Genomic DNA, 23,194 nt, shown 5'->3' on the forward strand with positions numbered 1-23,194 from the left:
AGCGTCCGGCGGGCCCGGCCGGGGGGCCTCGGGTGAGAGGTCCGGTGGAAGTTCCGGAGGAAGTTGTCCACAGGCTGGGGACCTCGGACGCGCGATGGGCGTCCGGACGGGCAGTATGGGGTCATGACTGAGAGCAACGGGTCCGACGCGCCGGACCGGGCGGACCACCAGACCGAGCGAGTGCAGCAGACCGGGGAGATGCCCGACTGGGAGAGGCGCTTCAGGGCGCCCCGGGTGTCCCTTCCCGACTGGGCGGAGGACGCCCCCGACCGCTCCCTGTTCGTGTCGAACGCGACGGGGACGTACGAGCTGTACGCCTGGGACCGGGCGACCGGCGAGCAGCGCCAGGTGACCGACCGGCCCAACGGCACGACGGACGGCGTGCTCTCGCCCGACGGCGAGTGGATCTGGTGGTTCGACGACAAGGACGGCGACGAGTTCGGCGTCTGGCGCCGTCAGCGGTTCACGGGCGGCGAGGACGAGCTCGCCGCCCCGGGCCTGGACCCCTCGTACCCGGCGGGCCTGGCGCTCGGCCGTGACGGGCGTACGGCGGTCGTCGGCCGCTCCACCGACGAGGACGGTACGACGATCCACCTGGTGCGCGGCGGCGAGGCGCCGGTCGAGCTGTACCGCCACCGTGAGTCGGCGGGCGTGGGCGACCTCTCCCACGACGGTTCGCTGATCGCCGTGGAGCACACCGAGCACGGGGACGCGATGCACTCCGCACTGCGTGTGATGCGCCCCGACGGCATGACGGTCGCCGAGCTGGACGACACCCGGGGCGGCACCGAGGAGCTCGGTCTGGAGGTGCTCGGCTTCGCCCCGGTCGAGGGCGACACCCGGCTGCTCATCGGCCATCAGCGGCGGGGCCGCTGGGAGCCCCTGGTGTGGGACGTGGCGACGGGCGCGGAGACGGACCTGGCGCTGGACCTGCCCGGTGACGTGAGCGCCGAGTGGTTCCCGGACGGCTCGGCCCTGCTCGTCGCGCACGGCTTCGAGGCGCGCGGTGAGCTCTTCCGCTACGACCTGGCGGAGCGCCGGCTGGAGAAGATCTCCACCCCGCGCGGCGCGGTCTCGGGCGCGACGGCCCGTCCCGACGGCAGCGTGGAGTACCTGTGGTCCTCGGCGGCCCAGCCCCCGGCGGTGCGCTCCACGTCCGGTGGCGTGGTCCTCGACCCGCCCGGCATGAAGTCGCCCGGCTCGGTGCCGGTGGAGGACGTGTGGGTGGAGGGGCCGGGCGGCCGTATCCACGCGCTGGTGCAGAAGCCGGCCGGCGCGACCGGCCCGCTGCCGACGGTCTTCGACATCCACGGCGGCCCCACCTGGCACGACAGCGACTCCTTCGCGGCCGGCCCCGCGGCATGGGTCGACCACGGCTACGCGGTGGTCCGCGTCAACTACCGGGGCTCCACGGGGTACGGCCGGGCGTGGACGGACGCCCTGAAGCACCGGGTGGGCCTGATCGAGCTGGAGGACATCGAGGCGGTCCGCGCGTGGGCGGTCTCCTCCGGTCTGGCGGACCCCGCCCGGCTGATCCTCACCGGCGGCTCCTGGGGCGGCTACCTCACCCTGCTCGGTCTCGGCACGCAGCCGGACGCGTGGGCGCTGGGCATCGCGGCGGTCCCGGTCGCCGACTACGTCACGGCGTACCACGACGAGATGGAGGCGCTGAAGGCGATGGACCGCACGCTGCTCGGCGGCACCCCGGAGGAGGTCCCCGAGCGGTTCGAGGCCTCGTCCCCGATCACCTACGTCGACCGGGTGAAGGCCCCCGTCTACATCTCGGCCGGGGTGAACGACCCGCGCTGCCCCATCCAGCAGATCGAGAACTACGTCAAGCGCCTGGAGTCCCGCAACGCAGTCCACGAGGTCTACCGCTACGACGCCGGTCACGGCTCGCTGGTGGTCGACGAGCGCATCAAGCAGATCCGTCTGGAGCTCGACTTCGCGGCCCGCCACCTGCCGTCCTGACCCACGGCTCCGGTACGCCGGGGCGGACCCGCCCCGGCCCTGGCTCTTGTACGCCGGGGGACGGGCCCGCCCCACCCCGGGCCCGGTACGCCGGACGCGGGCTCGCCCTGGCCCCGGTTCCCGTGTGCGGGGCGCGGGCTCGCCAACAGTCCGGGCTCCCGTACGCCAGGGGGACGGGCCCGCCCCCCTGGCGTACGGGCCGCCGCGTCATGCCGTGCTGCGCGTCCGGCGTCCCAGCAGCTCCGCGAGTCCCCTGCGGGTCGCGGCCAGCACGATCCGGTCGCCGGCCCGCAGGACGTAGGTGGCCGGCAGGTCCCACACCAGCCCGGACCCCGGCGCGTCGGCCGCGGCCGCGCCGCCCCGGGCCGCCGTGTCCAGCGCCAGCACCCGCCAGGCCCCGGGCCGGAACGCCTCGGCGACCGTGCGGCCCTCCAGCTGCGGATGCCCGTTCACGACGAGCGCAGCGAACAGCAGCACCCGCCGTTCCACGGGGATCGCGCCGAGGATCTGCCGCCCCATCATGGCCCCGGCGAAGGCGGGCGCCGCCAGGTGCGACACGCTCCGGCTGCGGGTCAGTCCGGTGGGGTGCGCCATGCGCAGCGTCCGGTAGACGGCCTTGGCGAAGTCGTCGTCGTACAGCCGCAGCACCGTGCGCAGGTCGGGGCGCAGCGAGCGGGCGTACAGCACGGACTCCAGGTTCGTGGTGTCGATGCTGGTCAGGGCGAGCAGCGCGTCCGCGCGGTGGATCTTCGCCGATTCCAGGACACCCTCCTGCGTGACGTCGCCGACGACCACCGGCACCCGCAGCCGCCGTGCGACGGCCACGCCGCGTGCCTCCGGGTCGGCCTCCACGCACACCACGGGGATGTCCAGCTCCCGCAGCCGGGTGAGCACCCGGGTGCCGATCTTGCCCAGCCCGAGCAGCACCACGTGTCCGCCCAGTCCGCGCGGCGGCTTGCGCAGCGCCGACGCCGTACGGAACGTGCCGAGCGCCTCCAGTACCGCGGCCAGCAGCACCGGCAGCAGCAGCAGCCCGACCAGCCCCGACAGCAGTTGCAGCACCTGCTGTCCGGTCGGCGCGTCGAGCGCGGGCTCGTTGATGGCGAACAGGTCCAGCAGCGTGACGTAGATGGCGTGCAGCGGGTGGTCGTCGGTGAGCAGGATCAGCGCCACCGCGAGCGCGACGACCGCGGCCACCAGTCCCGCCAGCGACCAGCGCAGCCGCGCCGAGAACAGCGAGGCGAACGGCGGGACGCCGCCGCGCCGGGAGGGCAGCGGGGGACCGGAGTACGACAGCTGCTCCAGCACCACCGTCCCGCGTCCGGTCGCCGCCGCCACCGCCTCGGTGCCGGGCAGCAGTTGGGGCCCCTGGTCGCCGCTGTCCTCCGAACCCTCGGCTCCGGCCGGGTCGTTGCTCGTCGCGGACAGCAGTGCCAGCGTGCACAGCCCGGGGTCGGCCACCTCGCCGGGCCCCGGCGGGCGTCGTTCCACCGCGCGCAGCAGCAGCCCCTCGGCGTCGACGACCTTGCTGGTGCCGACGAGGGCGGTGGCGACCAGCGCGGGCGCGGCCGTGTCGGCGTCGGACAGCACGGTCGTCGCGTTGTCGTGCCCGTGGCCGGCGCGCCCGGGGGTGGTGCCGCCGGCCAGTTCGGCGGCCTGGTCGAGGAGTTCCTCGATGTGCTGGCCCAGCCGCCGGTTGTAGAGCCGCAGCACCAGGCGGAGCCGGGGGTTGAGCCGGCGGGCGGTGAGCGCGGCGCGGATGTTGGTCTCGTCGTCGTCGTACACCAGCGCCAGCGCGGCGGCCCGCTCCACGCCCGCGTCGGCGAGCACGGCCTCGGTGGGTTCGGCGGCCTCCATCACCCGCTCGTCGGGGACCAGGGTGTCGTCGGAGCCGCCGTTGCCCCGGTTGACGGCGGTCACGACCCGGTCGAGCAGTGCGGCGGAGGCCGCCCGGGCCCGTCCCGTCATCGGCTGGGGCGCGCGCCCGGCGGCGGGCACGACGAGGACGACCTGTTCGCGGTACACGCCGCGCAGTTCGGCGGCGAGGCGGTGCGCCAGCCCGTCGTCGCCGCACACCACCATGTGTGCCGAGGGGTCGCTGGGCGGGGCGGGGTTGGGAAGGAGGCTCACCACAGGGCAGAAGACTGCCTGATGACGGCGCGTGGTTCCAGGGAGCATGGCGTGCGCACACCGCGTCGAGCGGGGCCACGCCCGCGGCAGGACGGTGCTCACCGTGGGGTGAGTGGGGGGCCGGGGGGAGCGTCGGCGCCGCCGTGACCGGGGCGCGAGGGGACGCCCGCGCGGCCGGAGGGTTTACGCAGGTCGTACACATAAGCGACAAAGATGTAATTTGTCGTACGGTAAACTTTACTCGGCCTTGGCGCTCCGTTGAGCCGCCGGATGCTCAGTCCGCGGGAAGTGGACCTGGATGCGAGGGGGGACGTGACATGAACCGACGCGCAGTACGGCGCGACACGAACCGGCCCGTACGCATCGACATCACCCCCCGCGACAGCGTTCCCGAACCGGACGCCACTCACTTCGGCGCCTGACCGCCCGGCCGCCGCCCCTCCGTCAAGGGTGCCGGCAGCCGCCCGTACGCACGCCCCCCGCCCGCTCACCCCGGGCCGGCCCCGGCGTCGCGTCGTACACGGACCAGGACACCCCGCCGTCACCCGTCACCGCACCCCGCGGATTCCGCGCGCGACCCACGGCCCCCGCCGTCCGCCCGCTCGCCCCACCCCAGCCCTTTACAGGCACTGACGCCGCCGTCACCGACCCGGAGGACCGACGCCCGTGCACAACACCGCCACCATGCTCATCGAACTGGGCGCGATCATCCTCGCCCTCGGCCTGCTGGGCCGCCTCGCCGGACGGGTGGGCTTCTCGCCCATCCCGCTCTACCTGCTGGCCGGGCTCGCCTTCGGTCACGGCGGCATCCTGCCGTTGCAGGCCAGCGTGGAGTTCACCGCCGTCGGCGCCGAGATCGGCGTCATCCTGCTGCTGCTCATGCTGGGCCTGGAGTACAGCGCGTCCGAACTGGTCACCAACCTCAAGACGCAGTATCCGTCCGGGGTGGTGGACTTCGTCCTCAACGCGGTGCCAGGCGCCGTGGCGGCGCTGATCCTGGGCTGGGGTCCGGTGGCGGCCGTCGCGCTGGCCGGCGTCACCTGGATCTCCTCCTCGGGCGTGATCGCGAAGGTGCTCGGCGACCTGCGGCGGCTCGGCAACCGGGAGACACCGGTGGTGCTCGGCGTCCTCGTGATCGAGGACCTGGCGATGGCGGTCTACCTGCCGATCCTCACCGCGGTGCTGGCGGGCGCCGGCCTGGCGGGCGGCTCGGTCACCCTGCTGATCTCCCTCGGCACCGTGGGCGCCGTCCTCTACGTGGCGCTGCGCCACGGGCGTCTGATCAGCCGCGCGGTCTCCTCGGACAACGCGGAGATGCTGCTCCTGGTCGTGCTCGGCCTGACGCTGCTCGTCGCCGGTCTCGCCCAGGAACTGCAGGTCTCGGCGGCCGTCGGCGCGTTTCTCGTGGGCATCGCCCTCTCCGGTGAGGTCGCCGAGGGTGCGAGCAACCTGCTGACCCCGCTGCGGGACCTGTTCGCCGCCGTCTTCTTCGTCTTCTTCGGCCTGTCCACCGACCCGGCCGACATCCCGCCGGTGCTGGTCCCGGCTCTGCTCCTGGCCCTCGTCACCACGCTGACCAAGATCGCCACGGGCTGGTACGCGGCACGCCGCGCGGACATCAAGGGCGCGGGGCGCTGGCGTGCGGGCGGCACGCTGGTGGCGCGCGGCGAGTTCTCGATCGTCATCGCGGGCCTCGCGGTCGGCGTCGAGCCCCGCATCGGCCCGCTGGCCACGGCGTACGTCCTGATCCTGGTGGTCGTCGGCCCGCTCACCGCCCGCTGGACCGAGCCGCTGGCCCGCCGCCTCACCGGCGGCCGGACGGAGACGCCGGTGGACGCGGAGCGGTCGACGCCGGAGCCGGCGAAGGTCTGACGGCCGGGGGCCACCAGTCACTCCTGACCGGTGACGGCCGTCGGGGCACTCCCGGCCGGCGTCCTGCGCGGGTCACTCCCGGCCGGTCACCTGCGGACCGGGACTCCCCACGGGTCATCCCCGGTCGGTCACTGCGGACCGGGACTCCCCACGGGTCATTCCCGGCCGAGGATCTCGGCGGAGACACCGACACCCTCACGTGTGCCGATCACGATGAGGGTGTCGCCGCCGGCCAGCCGGAAGTCCGGGCCCGGCGACGGGATCGCCTCGGCGCGGCGCAGTACGGCCACGATGGAGACGCCGGTCTCCGTGCGCATGCGGGTGTCGCCCAGCAGGCGCCCGTTCCAGTGCGAGGTGGCCGACAGTTCGATCCGCTCGGCGACCAGGCCCAGTTCGGCCGTCGCCAGGAGGCTCGGGCTGTGGTGCGAGGGGAGCAGGGCGTCGACGACGGCCGCCGCCTCCTCGGTGTTCAGGCGCAGGCACAGCGCGGTGTCGTCCGGATCGTCCCTGCGGTAGACGTTCAGCGTCCGGGAACCGTCGAGATGGGCGATCACCGACAACCGCCGCCGCTCCCGCGTGACGAGGTCGTACCGCACACCGATCCCCGGCAGCGGAGTGTGCCCCACGCGCCCAGCGCCGCCCATGACCGTCCCCCTACACCTGAGTTGTCCTACGGGCCATGACCGACGGCACCCTACGGCACGCGCGGGCCGAAGCGTCATCCGGGCCGACCTCGCCCCTTGACACTTCCTGGCGTGGCGGCGGCGAAGGAGCCGGGTACGACCACGAAGCGGGACACCGTCAACACCGCCCTCCGCGAGATCGTGGCCCTCACGCCTCCCGCACGCCCCGCACGAACTGCGGGACCTCACGGACGAGGACGCCGTCGACGTCGAACTCCTCCTCACGCCGTCGCCGGGGAGGCGGGACTCACGCTGCCGGCGGCGGCGCTGCCGGTCGCGGGCCGACTGCTCCGAGCGATCCGGGGTCGGGCCCCGGCCGGCCGCGGGGCGCACGGCCTGGCTTCCGCCCGGGTCCCGACCGGACGGAGACCTGACCCCGACCGGATGACGACCGGCCCGCACCGGTCGACGGAGGCCGGCGCCCAGTACCGTGAAGGGACCGCGCGAACAGGCACTTGCGGCTCGTGTCAGCTGCCCGGAATCATGCCTGCATGCCACCCGGTGCCACGCCCTTCGATGTCGCCACGGTCCTTCGGGAGGTGAAGGTGGTCCGGGTGGAAGGCTTGGTCCGGATCCGCGACCTTCCCCTCCCTCTTCTGCGCCGGGTGGCTGCCGCACGCTCCACCGCAGTGACCGACGCCTGGCCTGTCGAGGTCGAGAACCTCCTGCGTACGGCGGTGTCCGGCCTGGGCGGGGGAAACCTGCAGGAAGCAGCCGGACTCACGCTCGGGGTGGCTCCCGGGATGCGAGACCGGCCGGCTGCGGACCGTCGCAAGCTCGCGGCCAAGGTGTACAACGTCAGCGTCGAACGGTTCAGGAAGAGCCATGAGGAGATCGTCCTCAGGCAGATCGCCGAGCAGATCTGCTGGATCGCCGGGCACCGCCCCAGAGGCACCGATACCTCTCATGTCTCCCTGCTCGCACCGTACTTGCAGCACCGCGTGCTGCGTGTGGGGGCCGTACGACTGACCCTGCACGTACACCCCGTCGAGCTGGTGCGGGACGTCGATGTGATCGTGTCGCCGCTCAACACTCACCTGAGCCTTCCCGAGATGTACAAGGCGTCCGTGCCCGCCGCACTGCGCCGCGCGGGAGCCGTGCGGGACGCCACCGGCGACGTCGTCGCCGACCCGATCCACGACGAACTGCTCGACTGGCGGACCGTCAAGGGTGTGCGCGGTCGTCCCGTCCTCCCTGGGACGGTGGCGCCGACCGGTCCCGGCGCCCTCGCGGCACGGGGAATCCGCCGCATCTACCACGCGGCCGTCACCGTTCCCCGGCCCGGCACGAACGACTACGACGTCACCCCGCAGGACGTCACCGCGGCCGTGGCCCGCGCGTTCGTCCTGATGGACGAGGAGCGGGACGGATTCGGACCGCCGCTGAGGTCGGTCTGCTTCCCGATTCTCGGCGCGGGCCGGGGGCGCCTGCCGGCGCAGACCGGCATCAGTGCGCTGTGGGCCGGCATCGCGGCCGACACCGCCCAGGACCGGGACATCCACCTGGTCGTCCGGAGGCCGTCGCTCGCCGACCTCGTCGTCGACGTGCTCGGAGGCGGCCGGCCTCACCGAGCGGGCGGCGCGTTACCCGACGACGAGGAGACGAAGTACCGGTGCCTGTGAACCCCTTCCAGGTGCTCGCCGCGTGCGCCGCGCGGTGGAGCACCTATCGGAGTCTGCTCGGGCCCGCTGCGGCACGGGTGTTCGAACAGCGGCTCGCCGAGCTGCGCACGGGCGGCGACGACCAGGAAGCGGCGGCCGACCGCGCGGCCCGGACCCTTCTCGACGCCCTGCCCCCCGACGCCGCCGCCGCGCTGCGGCAGGACGGAGCCCAGCCGCGTTTCTCAGGTCCGCCCTCGACGGTCCTGCACGAGGGGTTCGGCGTGCACGACCTTTACCTGCTCGTCCTCGACAGCAACCCGATGGTCGGCCCGGTCTACGGCCCCGTACGCGAACGCCTGCTGTCCGAACCGGCGATGCCGTGGCACGAGGGACACGACGCGCTGCTGATCGTGCTCTCCGGCGACGACGGCCGCAGACACGTCCCGCTGTTCCAGTTCGAGGCCGGCAGCATGCCCTGGCAGGTCGTCCTCGACGTCAACTCCGTACTGCGGGCCGACCTGGACCCGTGGGGTGCGGCGGACTGGTGGCTGTCCGACAGCACCTGGTGGCGGGGCACTCCGGCCTCGCTCCTCGGACAGGGGCGCGACGCCGAACTGCGCGGCGCCGCGGACACCCTGGTGAGCACGGACACGGGGGAGTAGCCGATGCCCAAGTACCCGCCCCCCGACAGCCTTCCCGGAGAACCGGTCCGCGCCGTGCTGCGCGCGGGCATGCCGCTGTACCGCGTCCACTCCACCCGACGCGATCCGACCGCGTACAACTCCCGTCCCTCGCACGCCTTCTACTTCGGCGGCCGCTTCGACAGCACCCCTCACGACCGCTACGGCTACCTGTACGCCGGGTTCAGTCCCGGCGCCGCCGTGTCCGAAGTGCTGCTGCGCTCGCTGGCCTTTCCCGGAGACGGCGGTCCGCGGCTGCTTCCACGAGCGGCGTTCGAGCGGCGCAGCTTGTCCTTCCTGCGGCTGGCCGACGACACGGAGGTCCTCTCCCTGATGTCCGCGTCCGACCTGGCGGCGCTCGCACAGGACCCCTGGCTCGTCCAGGCCGAGGGCTCGGACTACCCGCAGACCCGGGACTGGGGGCACTGGATCCGTGACCGGACCAAACCCTGGGCGCAGGGCTTCGTCTGGCCCTCCAAGCGAGATCCCGCCGACCGGGTCGCCGTCCTCTTCGACGACCGGGACCGTGTACCGGCGCTCGAACCCACGGGGGCCCCGCCCGTCGACTTCGGTACCGAAGAGGGCGAGCGCTGGCTCAACGGTGTACTCACGCCGTACCTGACGCGGACCGCGCCGCGCATGCCCCCGAGGGAGTTCTGACATGGCGTATTCGCCGTACGACCTGCGTGCGCTGATGTACGAGTTGAAGGAGGCGGCCGGCGGTGGGATGACCGACGCCCGGGACCTGAACCGCCTGACCAGGCTCGTCCTCGACCGCCTGGGCTGTGCGACGGGCCGTGAGGCCTTCGACCGCCTGTACGCGGACTGGCGGGAGCTGCCGAGGGGCACCGCGGCATCGGGGCTGCGGGCCGGGCAGATCCTCGCCGTGCTGCCGATGCTGCGGTTCGACCAGACCGTCTCCCATCCGCGCAGGGAGGAGGAGCTGCGCCGTGAGGCGGCGGAGTACGGGCCCGCCGAGGACACCTGGCAGGGCGCGGTCGCCACCGTGGCGGCCTCGTCAGGGCTGCAGCAACTGGACTCCCCGGCCGATCTGGAGGCCGAGATCGCCCGGCTGGAGGAGACGCGCGCGCTGTTCCCTCCCGGCAGCACCCAGCGGCAGTTGCTGGAATACAACCATGCCGCCCTGCGCGTCCACCTCGCGCAGCTCAGCGGAGGGGAGGACGACTTCGACTCGGCTCTCGAAGACCTGGCCCGGCTCTCCGACCTGCCCGTCTTCGACGACGAGCAGCGCGCGGCCGGGGCGGGTCAGCTCGCCATGTTCCGTCTGCGCCAGGCCGTGCGCCGGGAGGACGAGAACGCGCTGGCCGAGCAGATCCAGGTGCTGGAGTCGGTGCTGGACCGGCTCCCGCCCGGACACATGGACGGTCTCGGACTCCAGGCCCACCTGACGAACGCCAGGACATCGCTCGAGCTTCTCCGTGCCCGTCGCGCCGGACGCATGCCGAGCGCGGACGGTCACCCCGTGCCCTCCTCGTCGGAGGAGGTACGGCGGCAGATCGCGGCCCTGCCCCGCGACTCCCGGATCGACCAGCTCAGTCTTCTGGGCAGCAGTCGGGCCGCCCAGGCCATGGCGGCCGGCGACTATCAGGGCGCCTTGGATGCCCAGCGGATGCTGGAGGACGCGCTGGACATGCTCGACGACCCGGACGACGACCGCTGGATCCGCTCCGCCTTCGCCCTCGGCACGAGCCACTGCAGCCTCGGCATCATGCCCATGGGGCCCCACGGTCGCCGGTTCCATCACCTGGACCAGGGCATCTCCTGGCTCCGGCACGCCTGGAGGCTGGCTGCCGGGCCGGAGCACCCGAGCTGGGGAACCATCGGGTCGATCCTCGCCGACGCCTACCGGTTCCGCGGAGACGTCGCGCATCTCTACAACCCGTCGGCGAAGCGGCCCAACCACGACGAGGCCCGGCGCGTCGGCCTGGAGTCGCTCAAGGCGGCGGCCTGGACGGTCCTGCTGCAGTCCGGTACGGCGCATGCCGCCGAGACCGCCCGCCGCGCCGGGGAGGAGGCGGTCTCCGTGGCCCGCTGGTGCCTGGCCGACGGAGCCCTCACCGACGCAGTCCGCGCCCTGGACGCCGGAAGGGGACTCGTCCTGCACGCGGCCACCGTGGCCGCCACCGTGCCCGACATGCTGACCGCCCTCGGGCAGGAAGATCTCGCTCAGGAGTGGCGCCGTGCGGGCGTCGTGGCAGCCCCACCGCCGGAAGGCGTCCCGTCGCTCGGCGCCGTGTCGCTCGGCGCCGTGTCACCGAGCGGCCCCGACAGCAGGCTGCGCCGCCGGGTACTGCGGGCGCTGGCCGCCTCCCCGCTGCGCCGCCGACTGCTGGAAGCCCCGTCGACCGAGGAGACCGCCGCGGCGCTGCGCGCCCTGGGCGCCACGACACTGGTCTACCTGGTGCCCGCCGCGGAGGAGCAGCCAAGCATGCAGGACCAGTTCTTCTTCGGACGGCGGCCCGAGCCCGGCCGAGCGCTCGTCATCACCGCCGACGACGCCACCCGCGTCGTCGACCTGCCGGGACTCGTCCTGTCCGCAGGCCCGTTGGCCGACTACCGGGCCGCCGGCACCCCGGGCCGTGACGCCGGCGGCCCGCCCTTGCCGGACGCCCCCTCCGGAGCCCCGCTCCGGCCGCACGACAGCCCCGGCGCGCTGCGGCGCCTGTGCGACTGGGCCGGCGAGGCGGTGATGGGGAAGCTGCTCGGCGAGCTGCCCCGCGGGTACGGCCGCGCCCCGTCCGTCATCCTGGTCCCCATGGCCGAACTGGGCACCGTGCCGTGGCACGCGGCGCGTCTACCCGGGGGACGCCGCGCCTGTCAGCTCGCCGACATCTCGTACCTGCCGTCCGCCCGGCTGCTGTGCGAGGTGGCCGCACGCCGCGCCACCCCACACAGGCAGGTGCTCGTCGTCGGCAACCCCACCCGTGACCTCCACCACGCCGGCGAGGAGGCCGAGGCCATCCACCGCACCTTCCACCCGGACGGTGAACTGCTCGGCCCCGGTGCCGCCACCCCCGCCGCCGTCACCGACTGGCTGGGACGGCAACGCGGCGGCCTGCTGCACCTCGCCTGCCACGGAGTGGTACGCCAGGGCGAACGGCACAGCGCCTATCTCGCCCTGTCCGGCGGCAGCCTGGCCGCCGAGGTGCTCACCGAGGGCGTGGCCCGCTACCGCGACCTTGACCTGGTGGTCCTCGCCGCCTGCCGCACCAACGTGTCCGGACACGGTTACGACGAGGCGTACAGCCTGTCCACGGCGTTCCTCGTCGCCGGCGCGCGTTCGGTCATCGGGTCGTTGTGGCCGGTGCCGGACGAGGCGACCTCACTGCTGATGTACATGACCCACCACTTCATGCACCGCGACGGGCTGCCGCCCGGGCAGGCCCTGCGCAGTGCCCAGTTGTGGATGCTCGACGACCTGCGCACACCTCCGCCCGGCATGCCCGCCCACCTCCGGGCGCGCGTCGGGCGGATCCGCGGCGACGACCTGACGGCGTGGGCCGGGTTCACCCACCTGGGCTGGTGAGCGGGGTCCCGGGGCCCCGCTCAGGACACCTCGGTGCGTATGCGGACGTGAGCCGTGCCCCAGCGGCCCGGGCCCTGTGGGGGTCCGCCCGCGTTACGGCCGCCCGCCGGCGAGGTCAGCCGCAGCAGTCCCTCCGTGGCGGTCCCCTGCGTGCCGGCGGTCCGCGCGGCGGACGGCACGCCGGGCGACCACGCGTCCAGGACGAACGGAGCGGTGTTGAGCTCGGTCTCCGCCACGATCACCTTCAGCCAGTCCCGGGTGAACGCCCCCGGCACGACCGGGCGTTCCGGCGGAAGGTACAGCCACACCGGCTGGCCGCGCCGGGCCCAGCCGGTACGCCCCGGGGCGATGAAGTCGCCGTCGTACAGGTGCGGGGAGGAGCCGTAGCTGTCCGTCAGATCGAGCAGGACACACCACAAAGGACGCTCGGAGTCGTTGTGAACGCCCACCATCACCTGGGGCGGCTGCTGATCGGCGGTGTAGGAGCAGACGATCTCCCCGTCGGCCGAGTGCCGTACGGTGCCCCTCCCCGTGGGCTCCACCGTGATGCGCACGAGTGACGACAGCCAGGGGTCCGGATTGACGAGGTCGCGCAGCTGCTGCCAGCGCGCGAGATGTGTCAGGCACTCGGCGACGCGGTCCGCGTCGGCCGGTGACCGCACCGGCAGCGGCGGCACGTCCCGTCCGGCCCCACCGGACACCCGCGCCTGTCCCGGAGCCGCCTCCACGCGCAGTGACACGCTGCCCGTGCCGTCCGCCGTCGTCGACAGCATCGGCGCTCCGGTGACGGCGGCCTCGACCAGGCGCACAACGGCCGGATCGCCCGTGAGTTCCACGGCCGCCGGGGGGAACGCCAGCGCCGAGGGAGTCACCCCGAACACCGCGTCGTGGTCGGTGGGCTCCGGCCACCAGCCCACCGGGTCCACCAGCGCCGATTCCGCCCGGATCTCCCGGACGACGACGGCCCTCGGCGCACCGCCCTCACCGAGCAGAGTGAACTCCGCCCCCACCGCGCGCAGACCGTGTGCCTGGCCGCAGTTGATCTCCCAGCCCGCAGCCGTGTGCCGCAGCAGGAAGGGAGAGGCGGCAACCCGGTCGTCGGAGAGGAAGCGCCGGTCCTCGCCGCCGCGCAGCTCGGGGTGCTGCACCGAGCTGCGCCGTCGCACGCGTTCCTCGACGAGCGCGTGCAGGCCGCCGTACGTGGCCGAGGGCCCCAGCAGGCCGAGCGCCTCCAGCAGGGCGTGACTGAAGTAGCCGCGCACGTGGCCGTCCAGCACCTCCTCGTGGGCGCGCTCCTGCGGCCGGCACGCGGCGAACAGGGTGTGCCGCCGCGGCAGCGGGCCGTGCCCCCCGCCGTCCCGGGCACCGGGCACCGCCCGCGAGGACCACCAAGGGCGCCAGGACACGGCACGCACCGCCGCGCCGTCCCGGGTGGCGCCCCCCGAGTGGCAGCAGTCGAGCACCGCCACCACATGGGCACCGCGGGCGGCGACACCGTCCAGCAGCGCACCGAGTTCGACGTCCCACAGCGGCGGCCTGCCGTCGTCGAGACTGTCGTGACACACCAGGGCCTGCGACCGGCCGGTGCCCTCCCACGGCGCGTCGGTGGGCTCTTCGCTGCCGTGGCCGCTGAACCACAGGAGCGCGGTGTCGCCCGGCCCACTACGGCCGAGGTGGCGCTCGATCCCGGCCTTCACGGCGGCCAGGGTGGCGTCGGCGTTGTGCAGGCGCCGGATGTCGGAGGTGAGATGGCTCTGCCGTCGCAGCCACGTCTCCGCCTCCCGCACGTCGTTCACACACCCCCTCAGTGGTGCCCGGGGATAGTCGTCGATGCCCACGAACAGGGCGTGCACGGTCCGCATGCGGAGATCCTGCCAGGTGTCACCGGGCGGGCGCGGGGCGTATGCAGGGCGGATGCCGGTCTTCTTGACCATTCAGCATGTACAAGCCACCGAGAGGCAGTTGACTTTCCTGAGCACCACCAGCAGCTCAGGAAAGGACAGCAGCGTGAGTTTCGGGGGACACAACCCGTACCGGCCGCCGGAGCCACCGCACGGCAATCCCTACCAGCCCCCACCGGCTCCGTGGGGCAACCCGTACCAGCCCCCACCGGCTCCGTCGGGCAACCCGTACCAGCCCCCACCGGCTCCGTCGGGCAACCCGTACGTGACACCGCCCGGGCCTCCCCCGGGGGCACCGTTCGTCCCACCGCCCGGGCCTCCTCCGGGGGCACCGTTCGTCCCACCGCAGCCCGGCCCGTACCCGTACGGGCCGCGTCCGTCGCACAGCTCCCTGTGGCAGCGGCTGCGCGAGGACGAGTGGCCGACCCTCGGCGAGATGCTGCGGGGCGGGCGGCAGCGCGTCCACGGCTGCGTGTGGGCGCTCCTGCTGATCCCGTGCCTGTGGTGGACGACCCTCCCCCTGATGGGGTGGTACGTGCTGGCCCGTTCGGCCCGCCGCCGCGCACGGCGGCACTTCCCCGCGCGCGCTCACCGCCGTGTCGAGGACCCGGAGGTCGCACGGGTCCAGAAACTGCGCGCATGGACGGCCGCCGTCATGTCCTTCCTCATCCTGATCGTCTACGGCAAGCCGGAGGACATGTCCGAGGCCCAGGAGCAGTACTGGCTGCGGCTGGTGACCACGCCCTGGCTGCTGCTGTTGAGTGCGCCCGTGGTCGTGGCCCTTCTGATGCGCTGGGCGCCGCCGCACGCGCGCGGGGCCATGCGCATGCGTCTGCGCGCCGCCGGGCGCTCGGCCCTGTGGTACTTCGGCGCGTTCGGCCTGGTACCCGTGTTCGCTGCGCTGGGTGGCCTGGCGACCACGGTGCTCACGATGCGGTCGCCGTCCGGCGCGACGCAGTTCCTCCTGGTGCCCCTGCTCATCTTCGGCGCGTTCGTCCCGATGGTGTACACACTGCTGTTCGTGGTCTTCGCCTCCAGGCCCGCCGTCCGCAGCGCCTTCAACACCGCGGAGGTGCACCCTGCGCTGCCCGCCCTGCTCACGGGCGTGCTCGTCTGGGAGTTCGCGGCCATCGGCCTGGTGGCAGGGGGGCTTCCCGCGGGACCGTTGCTGATCAAGGTCTGCGCCCTGCTCGGCGGCCCGGCCTCGGTGACAGCGGTGGTGTGGTGGGAGATCCACCGTCTGCGCACCCGATACGGAGTGACTCTGCGCAGCTGACAGCCGCCGGCGGCCGGCTCCGCCGTCGTCAGGGCGCGCCGGCTCCCGGAGCGCCGAGAAGTGGGCAGGATCGCGGGGCGTTCATCGCGGCCGGAGGCTCAGGAACCAGCCGCGTTCGTGGGCGCGGTCCAGCCGGTAGCTCGGATCCACTCGGCCAGGTCCAGGGTGGCCGGCTCGATCGAGCGCACCGCCGCGAGGTCCGCAGGGTGTTCCGCCGCCTTCGCGAACTCGCGGAACATCACCTTGTCGAGGTCGTTGGGAAGCACGCTCAACGGGAGGGTCTCGTACCGCGCGGGGAGCCCGGCGCGCGCGCCGAACGCCGTGGCGATCTGGGGGCCCGTCAGCTCGTCGCCGACGAGCTCGACGGCCCCGTTGGGCGCCTCCGCGGTGCCGAGCAGGAGCGCGGCGGCGACGCGGCCGATGTCCCTGACCGAGATCATCTTCAGGGGGACGTCCTCCGGCAGCGGCAGCCTCAGCACGATCTCCCCGTGCTCCAGGCTCGGCGCCATCACGCTCTCGAAGTTCTCCATGAAGGCGGTCGCGCGCACCATGGTGGCCCTGAGGCCGGACTTCCTCAGGTGCTCCTCGATCGAGTGCTTCGAGTCGTGGTGCGGCACACCCGACTCCCGCTCCGCTCCGAAGACCGAGTTGAACACGACGTGCGGGACGCCCGCATCGATCGCCGCGTCGACGAGCGCGGTGCCGATGCGGATCTCCGCCTCGACCTCTTCCAGGCTGTTAGCCTCCGGGGTCATGAAGTAGAACCCCTCGACCGTCGCCAGCGCGGTGGCCGGCGACGCCGGGTCGTCGGCCCGGATGGCCGCCAGCTCGACGCCGCGGGCGGCCAGCGCCTGAGCCCGCTCGGACTGTGGGTTGCGGACCAGGGCCCGTACCCGCGCCTTGTGGTCCAGCAGTGCGTCGACCACCGCTCCGCCCTGTCGTCCCGTCGCGCCGAAGACTGCGATCGTGCCGGTCGCCTGTGTGCTCATCGCTGACACCCTTCACTAGTTCATGCCGTGAACGAAACTAGTTCACGGCATGAACATCGTCAAGGGTGTGGGTGGAGCGGGACCTCACGGTGTGAAGGGCTGGTTCGAGGTGGGCGAAGAGAGGTCCGAGGTGTCCACGATGGCGGTGGCCAGGCGCTCGAAGTCGCGCTGGTCGTCGGCGTCGAGGTTCCTCGCGATCTCGGGCAGGCGCTTGGCGACCTCGGCGTAAACGGCCTCGGCGAGCACCTTCCCCGTGGGTGTCGCACTGAGCATGACGACCCTTCGGTCCTGCGCCGAGCTTGCCCGGCCGACCAACTCGCGCCGCGCGGTGCGATCGACCAGCTGGCTCAATGCGTTCTTGGTCATACCCAGCGACGCGGCGAGGTCAGCCATCTTCCGCGGCTCGTTCCTGACTGCGCAGAGCAGCGTGGCCTGCGAGGGGGTCAGGTCGAACCCGGCACAGACCTGCGCGTACTTGCGTTGAATCACCACCGAGAGCCAGAAGAGCTTGTCGCCATAGTCCACGCCGACCTCCCCGGTCCGATGACCATTGGTGTTCGTCCCACAATGTGGGTGATGACCATACCGCTGGCGGCCTCCTGACTGGTCCTGGCGTTGAGCCCCGCAGGCAAGGTGCGCGAACGGTCACTCACCGTGGCGTCAGGCCATCCTGGCCGGACAGGCGATACGGCTACGCGTTGCCAGAGGCAGTCGAAGGACAAGCGGCTGTCCGAGCCCCCGAGCGGGACTCGCCCCTGTGCCCAGCGCGGGCGCGGGGCCAACCATCGCTGAAGGTCGCGTCTTGGCATCCGCGCGGCCGACCGTAGAATCGAACATGTGAGCGATCAACCGTCTCGACTGGAACTGCTGCGCTTCGCGCGCCGTGTGGTCGTGCAGCAGGCGACGGCCGCCGTACGGCAGCTCGACGGGTGGATCGCGGACGAGGAGCGGCGCGAGACCGAGCGACGCCGGGGTGAGGAGATGCGGCCGTCACCTCCGGACTGGCTGCTCCAGTACGGGCTCAACCGGAAGAACGTGGATGCCGTCCATGTCGGGGACTGCTGGGCGGCGGCGAAGTCGGGCCGGTGCCGTCCGGCATCCCGCGACCAGGTGGTCGAGGCTCTGCGGCACGGCATAGTGGCGTGCGTGCACTGCCGTCCGGACACGGCACTCGGTCTGCTGGACAACCCGTGACGGAGGAGTGGGCGGACGGGGGCGCCCGGCCGTCCAGAGCTACAGCGGTGCTGGACTCCGCTGCTGGAGCATACATCAGAGGCCGCTTACGGAATTCCGTAAGCGGCCTCTGATGAGCGTCGGGGTGGCGGGATTTGAACCCACGACCTCTTCGTCCCGAACGAAGCGCGCTGCCAAGCTGCGCCACACCCCGGTGTCGCTGCTGTCGCGGCGACGACGTTTACTTTAGCCCACTGGTGGCTAGAGACGAAATCTGGTTTTCGGGCGGGTGTGGTCCAGTGCCACCAGCAGGACCGCCACCGCGTAGAACGCGAGCCCTACGAGGAGCCCGTTGGCCAGCACGCTCTTGTAGCCGTGCCGGGTGACGTCGAGGAACGGGTAGAGGTAGCGGACCGGGGAGCCGGGCAGGAGCTCGCCCCGGCCGAGGGTGAAGGCCAGGTAGGCCAAGGGGTACAGGAGCCACGTCGGGGCCTGGCGCAGGTGCATGCGGGCCGGTGGCGTCAGGATCAGCCAGTCCAGTACCGCGGCCACCGGCAGCACCGTGTGCAGCGTGTGCGCGGCGACCGGCTCCAGCCACGACACGCCGCCGGCCGCCGGGCCCGTCATGGAGAAGGCCGGGGACGCGTCCGCCAGGAGGATGTGGTGGACCAGGCCCGCCATGACGACGTACAGCAGCGCGGCCCCGGTGACCGCGCCCGGCAGGGGGTGCCGGGCGGTCCAGGCGCGGCGGGCCGAGGCGAAGGTCACCAGCGCCAGCAGGACCCCGCTCTGGATCACGAAGTAGCTCAGCACCCGGGTGGGGCTGCCGAGGAGGATCTCGATCAGTACGGCCGCCGTCGCGACCACCGCCAGGACCAGCCGGTACACCGCTGTCAGCGGGCGGCGCACCAGCGGCACGACGGCTCTGGCGGGGACGACGGAGGGGAGCAGCGCCGGTGCCTTCCGCGGCAGGGCGGGGAGGTCCGGGATGTCCCTGGGTATCGGGGCGGTCACGCACCCCAGCGTGGGCCGGTGTCCGGTTCGGGGCGATGTGGGGTGGGCCGGTCGGGTTACCCACCCGCCCGGTCGCTCGCCCGCGCCTGGGTCTCGGGCGGTGCACCCGTCGCGATATGTAGCCGGCTGGCCCGGCGGGCTCCGCGATACGCCGACGGGCCCGCCGACTCACGTCAACGGGCCCGGCAGTACGCCGACCTCTTCAGGGACCGGCCTCAGCGACCGACCACCCTCACCGGCCGACCAGCGTCAGCAGCGTCGCCTCCGGCGGGCACGCGAAGCGGACCGGCGTGTAGCGGCTCGTGCCGCAGCCCGCCGAGACGTGCAGATACGACCTGCGGCCTTCCGCCGTGTGGGTGGACAGGCCCTTCACACGGTCCGTGTCCAGGTCGCAGTTGGTGACCAGGGCGCCGTAGAAGGGGATGCAGAGCTGGCCGCCGTGGGTGTGGCCGGCCAGGATCAGCGGGTAGCCGTCGGCGGCGAAGGCGTCCAGCACGCGCAGGTACGGCGCGTGCACCACGGCCATCGAGAAGTCGACGCCGGCCGACGGGCCGCCCGCCACCTCCGGGTAGCGGTCGCGCTTGATGTGCGGGTCGTCCAGGCCGGTCAGCTCGATCGACGAGCCCTCGATCTTCAGGGTGCCCCGGGCGTTGGTCAGGTTGAGCCAGCCCGCCGAGTCGAAACCGTCCCGCAGGTCCTCCCACGGGTTGTGCACGACGTTCTCAGCCGGCGGGTTGCCGTTCAGGCCGTGCCGGCCCTGGACCTTCTCGACCAGGTAGCGGGCGGGGTTGCGGAGCCGGGGCCCGTAGTAGTCGTTCGAACCGAAGACGTACGCGCCGGGGAACTCCATCAGGGGGCCCAGCGCGTCCAGGACCTCGGGGACGCCTTCGGGGTCGGACAGGTTGTCACCCGTGTTGATCACGAAGTCGGGACGCAGCCCCGCCAGCGAGCGCAGCCAGCGCTGCTTCTTGCGCTGGCCGCCGACCATGTGGATGTCGGACACCTGCAGCACGCGCAGGGGGCGCATCCCGGAGGGGAGGACAGGGACGGTCACCCGTCGGAGGCGGAAGGAGCGGGCCTCGAAGCCCGCGGCGTACAGCAGTCCGGCGGCGCCGGCCGCCGTGATTCCCAGGGGGATTCCGTATCGCGCGCGCATACACCCATCGTGTCAGACCCTGACGGTCCCTCCGAACGGACCTCGGCGGCGGGGCACCGCAAATCAGCAGGCGCCGCCGCCCCCGCACCTGCGACAATCAAGTCATGACCACGCTCAAGTCGAAGCTGCACGACGACCTCAACGCCGCGATCAAGGAGCGCGACGAGCTCCGCTCCTCGACGCTCCGGCTGACGCTCGCCGCGATCACCAAGGAGGAGGTCGCGGGCAAGGAGAAGCGCGAGCTCTCCGACGACGAGGTGCAGAAGGTGATCACCCGCGAGGCGAAGAAGCGCCGTGAGGCGGCGGACGCCTTCGCGCAGGGCGGCCGTCCCGAGCAGGCCGAGCGGGAGAAGGCGGAGGGCGAGGTGCTGGCCGCGTACCTGCCCAAGCAGTTGTCCGACGACGAGCTGAACGCGATCGTCGCGCAGGCCGTGGAGGAGGCCCGGGCCGCCGGCGCCGAGGGTCCGCGTGCCATGGGTGCCGTCATGAAGATCGTGAACCCGAAGGTGGCCGGTCAGGCGGAGGGCGGCCGGGTGGCCGCCGCCGTGAAGAAGCTGCTCGCGGGCTGAGCCGAGCGAACCGGCGCGGCCGCGTCCCGTCCACCGAGCGAGGCGGCTGCGTACGGTACGTCGTCTCCGTGACTGAACAGCCGTAACGGCGGGCGGCCCCTTCCCCACCCGGGGAAGGGGCCGCCCGCCGTTCGCTTCGTCCTTGCCGCCCGCCAGGGCTCAGCGGCGGCCGCCCGGCCCGTTGCCCGGGCCCTGGATGAAGCCGTCGGGGAGCGAGATGCCCGGGTTGGGCTCGTCGCCTCCGCCTCCGCCGTCGCCGCCTCCGTTGCCGTTGCCGCCGTTGATCAGGCCGCCGATGAAGCCCTCGTCGCCGTTGCCACCGTCGTCGTTGCCGCGGCCGGGCTTGTCACGGTCGTCCTTGTCCGGCGGGTCGGGGATGTGGACGGGGACGAAGGACCCGGAGTCCTTGCCCTCGAGGGCGCCGGTCATGGCGTCCTTCCAGATGGGGCCCGGGGTGTCGCCGCCGTAGACGAGGTCGTGGTAGACGCCGCCGATGGTGATGTTCTGCATCTTGACCTGCTGGGTGGCGCTGCCGACCCAGACGGCGCCCGACAGCTTCGGCGTGTAGCCGACGAACCAGGCGTTGCGGCGCTCGTCGGTGGTACCGGTCTTGCCCGCGTTGTCCCGGTCGGAGAGGCCGGCCTGCTTGCCGGTACCGGAGTCGACCACGCCCTGGAGGAGGGCGTTGATGGTGTCGGCCGTCTTCTCCGACATCGCCCGTGAGCAGGCGGACTTCGGCACCTCAAGGCTCTTCTGGCTGTCGCCCACCCGCTGCGTGACCGCCTCGACGGCGACAGGGGTGCAGTACATTCCGCGGTTGGCGAAGGCAGCGTACGCCGACGCCATCGTCAGCGGGGGGACGGACTCGGTGCCCAGGGCGATCGAAGGAACCTGCGGCAGTTCCTTGCCGCTGCCCTGTCGGATATGCAACTTCTCGGCCAGCTCGGTGACCGGGCAGAGGCCGATGTCCGCGACCATCTCGATGAAGTAGGTGTTCACCGAGAGAGCCATGGCCTTCTTCAGCTGATAGGGGCCCTTCTCCGACTCGCTCTCGTTGGGGATCTTGGTGCCGTCCTCGTTGGTGTACGGCTTGCCGCAGGTCTGGATCGGGCTCGGAACCGTCAGCTCGTACGGTGAGGGGTACTCCTGGGTCGCGGGACGCCCCGCCTCCAGGGCGGCTGCCGCCACGAACGGCTTGAACGTGGAGCCCGTGGGGAAGCCGGCGCTCGTGCCCATCTTGTAGTCCACCGAGTAGTTGATCTCGGTTTCGTTCTCCTTGGGGTTGGAGCCGTACGGCTTCGACTGCCCCATCGCCACGATCTTGCCGGTGCCGGGCTCCACGAGGGTGGCCGCGGCGGCCACCTCGTCGCTCTTGTTGACGTGGTCCTTCAACGACTCCTGCACGGACTTCTGGGCCTGCGGGTCGAGCGTGGTGCGGATGGTGAGGCCGCCGCGGTTCCACAGCTTCGCGCGGGTCTGCTTGTCCTTGCCGAAGACCGGGTCGTTGAGGAAGACGTTCCTGACGTAGGCGCAGAAAAAGCCGGCACCCTTGACCGCAGTGGTGCAACCGTTCTGCGGCTTGCTGACCTTGAGCCCGAGAGGCTGCCTCGCCGCTTCGGCGGCCTCCTCCGTCGAGACGGCGCCGACCTCGGCCATCCGCTGGAGGACGACGTTGCGTCGCTTCTTCGCCTCCGCCTCGTCGTTCACCGGGTCGTAGCGGCTCGGCGACTGGACGATGCCGGCGAGAAGGGCCGACTCCTGGAGGTTGAGGTCCTTGGCGGGCTTCGAGAAGTAACGCTGGGCGGCGGCCTCGACACCGTAGGCCTGCTGGCCGAAGAACGTGATGTTCAGGTAGTTCTCGAGGATCTTCTTCTTGCCCAGCTCCTCCTCGACCTGGATCGCGTACTTCAGTTCCTGGATCTTGCGGCCGATGGTCTGCTGGGTGGCCTGCGCGACCTTCGTCGGGTCGTCGCCCGCCTCCTCGACGAAGACGTTCTTCACGTACTGCTGGGTGAGCGTGGAGGCGCCCTCGGAGACCTCACCGCTGCGGGCGTTCTTGTTGAGCGCGCGCAGCACGCCCTTCAGGTCGACCGCCCCGTGCTGGTAGAAGCGGGAGTCCTCGATGGCCACGATCGCCTTCTGCAAGTGCGGCGAGATGTCCTTGAGGTCGACCACCGTGCGGTCGCGCGAGTAGACGGTGGCGATGAGGCCGCCGTCGGCGTCGAGGATGGTGGTGCGCTGGCTCAGCGGCGGCGTCTTCAGATTGGCCGGGAGCTCGTCGAAGCTCTCGACCGAACCCTTCGCCGCGAGGCCCAGCGCGCCCACGGCGGGCAGTGCGATGCCGGCCATGACGGCCCCCGCGAGGACACTGACACCGAGGAACTTGGCGGCCTGCTGCGTGGAGGACAGACCACCGCCCGAGCGCTTCTTTGGCATGGGAGCAGCCTACGTTCTCATTCGCCGGACAAGCGTATATGCCTTGGCCTAAGCTGCACTCAACTGTCACAGCAGTGAGGCCACGTATCAATACGTCCGGCGACCCCGAATCGTTCCGGATCCTCTCGACTTTCTTCATATGAGTTCAGTTGAGAAGCGTGGAGACCGTGTCCGGATCGCCTCGTGTGTCACGCGG

At 72.2% G+C, this 23,194-nt stretch carries 17 protein-coding genes and 1 tRNA gene; 9 read left to right on the forward strand and 9 right to left on the reverse strand.

Going from position 1 to position 23,194, the window contains the following annotated elements; all coding sequences use genetic code 11:
- Nucleotides 1-123: 123 nt before the first annotated feature.
- On the forward strand, nt 124-1,971 hold the full coding sequence (locus tag B100_RS0117700; protein ID WP_024885764.1) for a prolyl oligopeptidase family serine peptidase: 1,848 nt from the start codon (nt 124-126) through the stop codon (nt 1,969-1,971).
- Between the two features lie 207 nt (nt 1,972-2,178).
- On the opposite strand, the gene B100_RS0117705 is transcribed toward B100_RS0117700, so the two are convergent.
- Nucleotides 2,179-4,053 (reverse strand): NAD(P)-binding protein, encoded by a 1,875-nt coding sequence (locus B100_RS0117705; protein WP_024885765.1) that lies wholly within the window; start codon nt 4,051-4,053, stop codon nt 2,179-2,181.
- Nucleotides 4,054-4,767: 714 nt separating this feature from the next.
- Here B100_RS0117705 and B100_RS0117710 point away from each other — a divergent pair.
- Entirely contained in the window at nt 4,768-5,973 is a 1,206-nt protein-coding gene (locus B100_RS0117710) for a cation:proton antiporter (protein ID WP_024885766.1), read from the forward strand.
- 155 nt (nt 5,974-6,128) lie between these two features.
- On the opposite strand, the gene B100_RS0117715 is transcribed toward B100_RS0117710, so the two are convergent.
- Nucleotides 6,129-6,617: a cation:proton antiporter regulatory subunit gene (locus B100_RS0117715; protein ID WP_037722996.1), complete on the reverse strand. Its 489-nt coding sequence runs from the start codon at nt 6,615-6,617 to the stop codon at nt 6,129-6,131.
- Nucleotides 6,618-7,261: 644 nt separating this feature from the next.
- On the opposite strand from B100_RS0117715, the gene B100_RS0117720 reads away from it, so the two are divergent.
- From B100_RS0117720 to B100_RS0117735, 4 genes are read left to right on the forward strand one after another with little or no spacing between them, the layout of a single operon-like run.
- Complete coding sequence (locus B100_RS0117720) at nt 7,262-8,278, forward strand: macro domain-containing protein (protein ID WP_486585656.1); 1,017 nt, start codon at nt 7,262-7,264, stop codon at nt 8,276-8,278.
- The gene (locus tag B100_RS0117725) at nt 8,269-8,919 is read left to right on the forward strand and encodes a hypothetical protein (protein WP_486585657.1); all 651 of its coding nucleotides are present in this window, start codon (nt 8,269-8,271) and stop codon (nt 8,917-8,919) included. The genes B100_RS0117720 and B100_RS0117725 overlap by 10 nt, the downstream gene beginning before the upstream one ends.
- A 3-nt stretch (nt 8,920-8,922) precedes the next feature.
- Entirely contained in the window at nt 8,923-9,597 is a 675-nt protein-coding gene (locus tag B100_RS0117730; protein WP_024885770.1) for an RES family NAD+ phosphorylase, read from the forward strand.
- Nucleotide 9,598: 1 nt separating this feature from the next.
- Nucleotides 9,599-12,484, forward strand: a complete 2,886-nt coding sequence (locus B100_RS0117735) for a CHAT domain-containing protein (protein WP_024885771.1) — start codon at nt 9,599-9,601, stop codon at nt 12,482-12,484.
- 20 nt (nt 12,485-12,504) lie between these two features.
- On the opposite strand, the gene B100_RS0117740 is transcribed toward B100_RS0117735, so the two are convergent.
- A complete protein-coding gene (locus tag B100_RS0117740; protein WP_024885772.1) occupies nt 12,505-14,346 on the reverse strand; it encodes a caspase family protein in 1,842 nt (613 codons plus the stop codon).
- A gap of 475 nt (nt 14,347-14,821) precedes the next feature.
- On the opposite strand from B100_RS0117740, the gene B100_RS0117745 reads away from it, so the two are divergent.
- Nucleotides 14,822-15,661: a hypothetical protein gene (locus tag B100_RS0117745; RefSeq protein ID WP_051490009.1), complete on the forward strand. Its 840-nt coding sequence runs from the start codon at nt 14,822-14,824 to the stop codon at nt 15,659-15,661.
- 98 nt (nt 15,662-15,759) lie between these two features.
- Here the strand turns inward: B100_RS0117745 and B100_RS0117750 are convergent, their stop codons facing one another.
- Both B100_RS0117750 and B100_RS0117755 read right to left on the reverse strand, forming a co-directional pair.
- A complete protein-coding gene (locus B100_RS0117750; RefSeq protein ID WP_024885774.1) occupies nt 15,760-16,650 on the reverse strand; it encodes an NmrA/HSCARG family protein in 891 nt (296 codons plus the stop codon).
- Nucleotides 16,651-16,734: 84 nt separating this feature from the next.
- Nucleotides 16,735-17,175: a MarR family transcriptional regulator gene (locus B100_RS0117755; protein WP_024885775.1), complete on the reverse strand. Its 441-nt coding sequence runs from the start codon at nt 17,173-17,175 to the stop codon at nt 16,735-16,737.
- A gap of 312 nt (nt 17,176-17,487) precedes the next feature.
- Between B100_RS0117755 and B100_RS0117760 the strand changes: the two genes are divergently transcribed.
- The gene (locus tag B100_RS0117760) at nt 17,488-17,844 is read left to right on the forward strand and encodes a DUF6233 domain-containing protein (RefSeq protein WP_024885776.1); all 357 of its coding nucleotides are present in this window, start codon (nt 17,488-17,490) and stop codon (nt 17,842-17,844) included.
- Between the two features lie 119 nt (nt 17,845-17,963).
- On the opposite strand, the gene B100_RS0117765 is transcribed toward B100_RS0117760, so the two are convergent.
- The 3 genes from B100_RS0117765 to B100_RS0117775 form a co-directional block, all read right to left on the reverse strand.
- Nucleotides 17,964-18,037: transfer RNA gene (locus B100_RS0117765), tRNA-Pro, on the reverse strand.
- Between the two features lie 47 nt (nt 18,038-18,084).
- A complete protein-coding gene (locus B100_RS0117770; RefSeq protein WP_024885777.1) occupies nt 18,085-18,837 on the reverse strand; it encodes a Pr6Pr family membrane protein in 753 nt (250 codons plus the stop codon).
- Between the two features lie 232 nt (nt 18,838-19,069).
- On the reverse strand, nt 19,070-19,993 hold the full coding sequence (locus B100_RS0117775) for a metallophosphoesterase (protein ID WP_024885778.1): 924 nt from the start codon (nt 19,991-19,993) through the stop codon (nt 19,070-19,072).
- Between the two features lie 104 nt (nt 19,994-20,097).
- On the opposite strand from B100_RS0117775, the gene B100_RS0117780 reads away from it, so the two are divergent.
- Complete coding sequence (locus tag B100_RS0117780) at nt 20,098-20,562, forward strand: GatB/YqeY domain-containing protein (RefSeq protein ID WP_024885779.1); 465 nt, start codon at nt 20,098-20,100, stop codon at nt 20,560-20,562.
- Between the two features lie 159 nt (nt 20,563-20,721).
- On the opposite strand, the gene B100_RS0117785 is transcribed toward B100_RS0117780, so the two are convergent.
- The gene (locus B100_RS0117785; RefSeq protein WP_024885780.1) at nt 20,722-22,998 is read right to left on the reverse strand and encodes a transglycosylase domain-containing protein; all 2,277 of its coding nucleotides are present in this window, start codon (nt 22,996-22,998) and stop codon (nt 20,722-20,724) included.
- Nucleotides 22,999-23,194 lie beyond the last annotated feature (196 nt).

Source organism: Streptomyces sp. CNH189 (assembly GCF_000527195.1).

Excerpts from the sequence above, each read along its gene's own strand:
- B100_RS0117705 (WP_024885765.1), bottom strand. The coding sequence starts at position 4,053 with ATGGTGGTGTGCGGCGACGACGGGCTGGCGCACCGCCTCGCCGCCGAA.
- B100_RS0117775 (WP_024885778.1), bottom strand. The coding sequence starts at position 19,993 with ATGCGCGCGCGATACGGAATCCCCCTGGGAATCACGGCGGCCGGCGCC.
- B100_RS0117715 (WP_037722996.1), bottom strand. The coding sequence starts at position 6,617 with ATGGGCGGCGCTGGGCGCGTGGGGCACACTCCGCTGCCGGGGATCGGT.
- B100_RS0117780 (WP_024885779.1), top strand. The coding sequence starts at position 20,098 with ATGACCACGCTCAAGTCGAAGCTGCACGACGACCTCAACGCCGCGATC.
- B100_RS0117785 (WP_024885780.1), bottom strand. The coding sequence starts at position 22,998 with ATGCCAAAGAAGCGCTCGGGCGGTGGTCTGTCCTCCACGCAGCAGGCC.
- B100_RS0117740 (WP_024885772.1), bottom strand. The coding sequence starts at position 14,346 with ATGCGGACCGTGCACGCCCTGTTCGTGGGCATCGACGACTATCCCCGG.
- B100_RS0117700 (WP_024885764.1), top strand. The coding sequence starts at position 124 with ATGACTGAGAGCAACGGGTCCGACGCGCCGGACCGGGCGGACCACCAG.
- B100_RS0117730 (WP_024885770.1), top strand. The coding sequence starts at position 8,923 with ATGCCCAAGTACCCGCCCCCCGACAGCCTTCCCGGAGAACCGGTCCGC.
- B100_RS0117750 (WP_024885774.1), bottom strand. The coding sequence starts at position 16,650 with ATGAGCACACAGGCGACCGGCACGATCGCAGTCTTCGGCGCGACGGGA.
- B100_RS0117735 (WP_024885771.1), top strand. The coding sequence starts at position 9,599 with ATGGCGTATTCGCCGTACGACCTGCGTGCGCTGATGTACGAGTTGAAG.
- B100_RS0117745 (WP_051490009.1), top strand. The coding sequence starts at position 14,822 with ATGCTGCGGGGCGGGCGGCAGCGCGTCCACGGCTGCGTGTGGGCGCTC.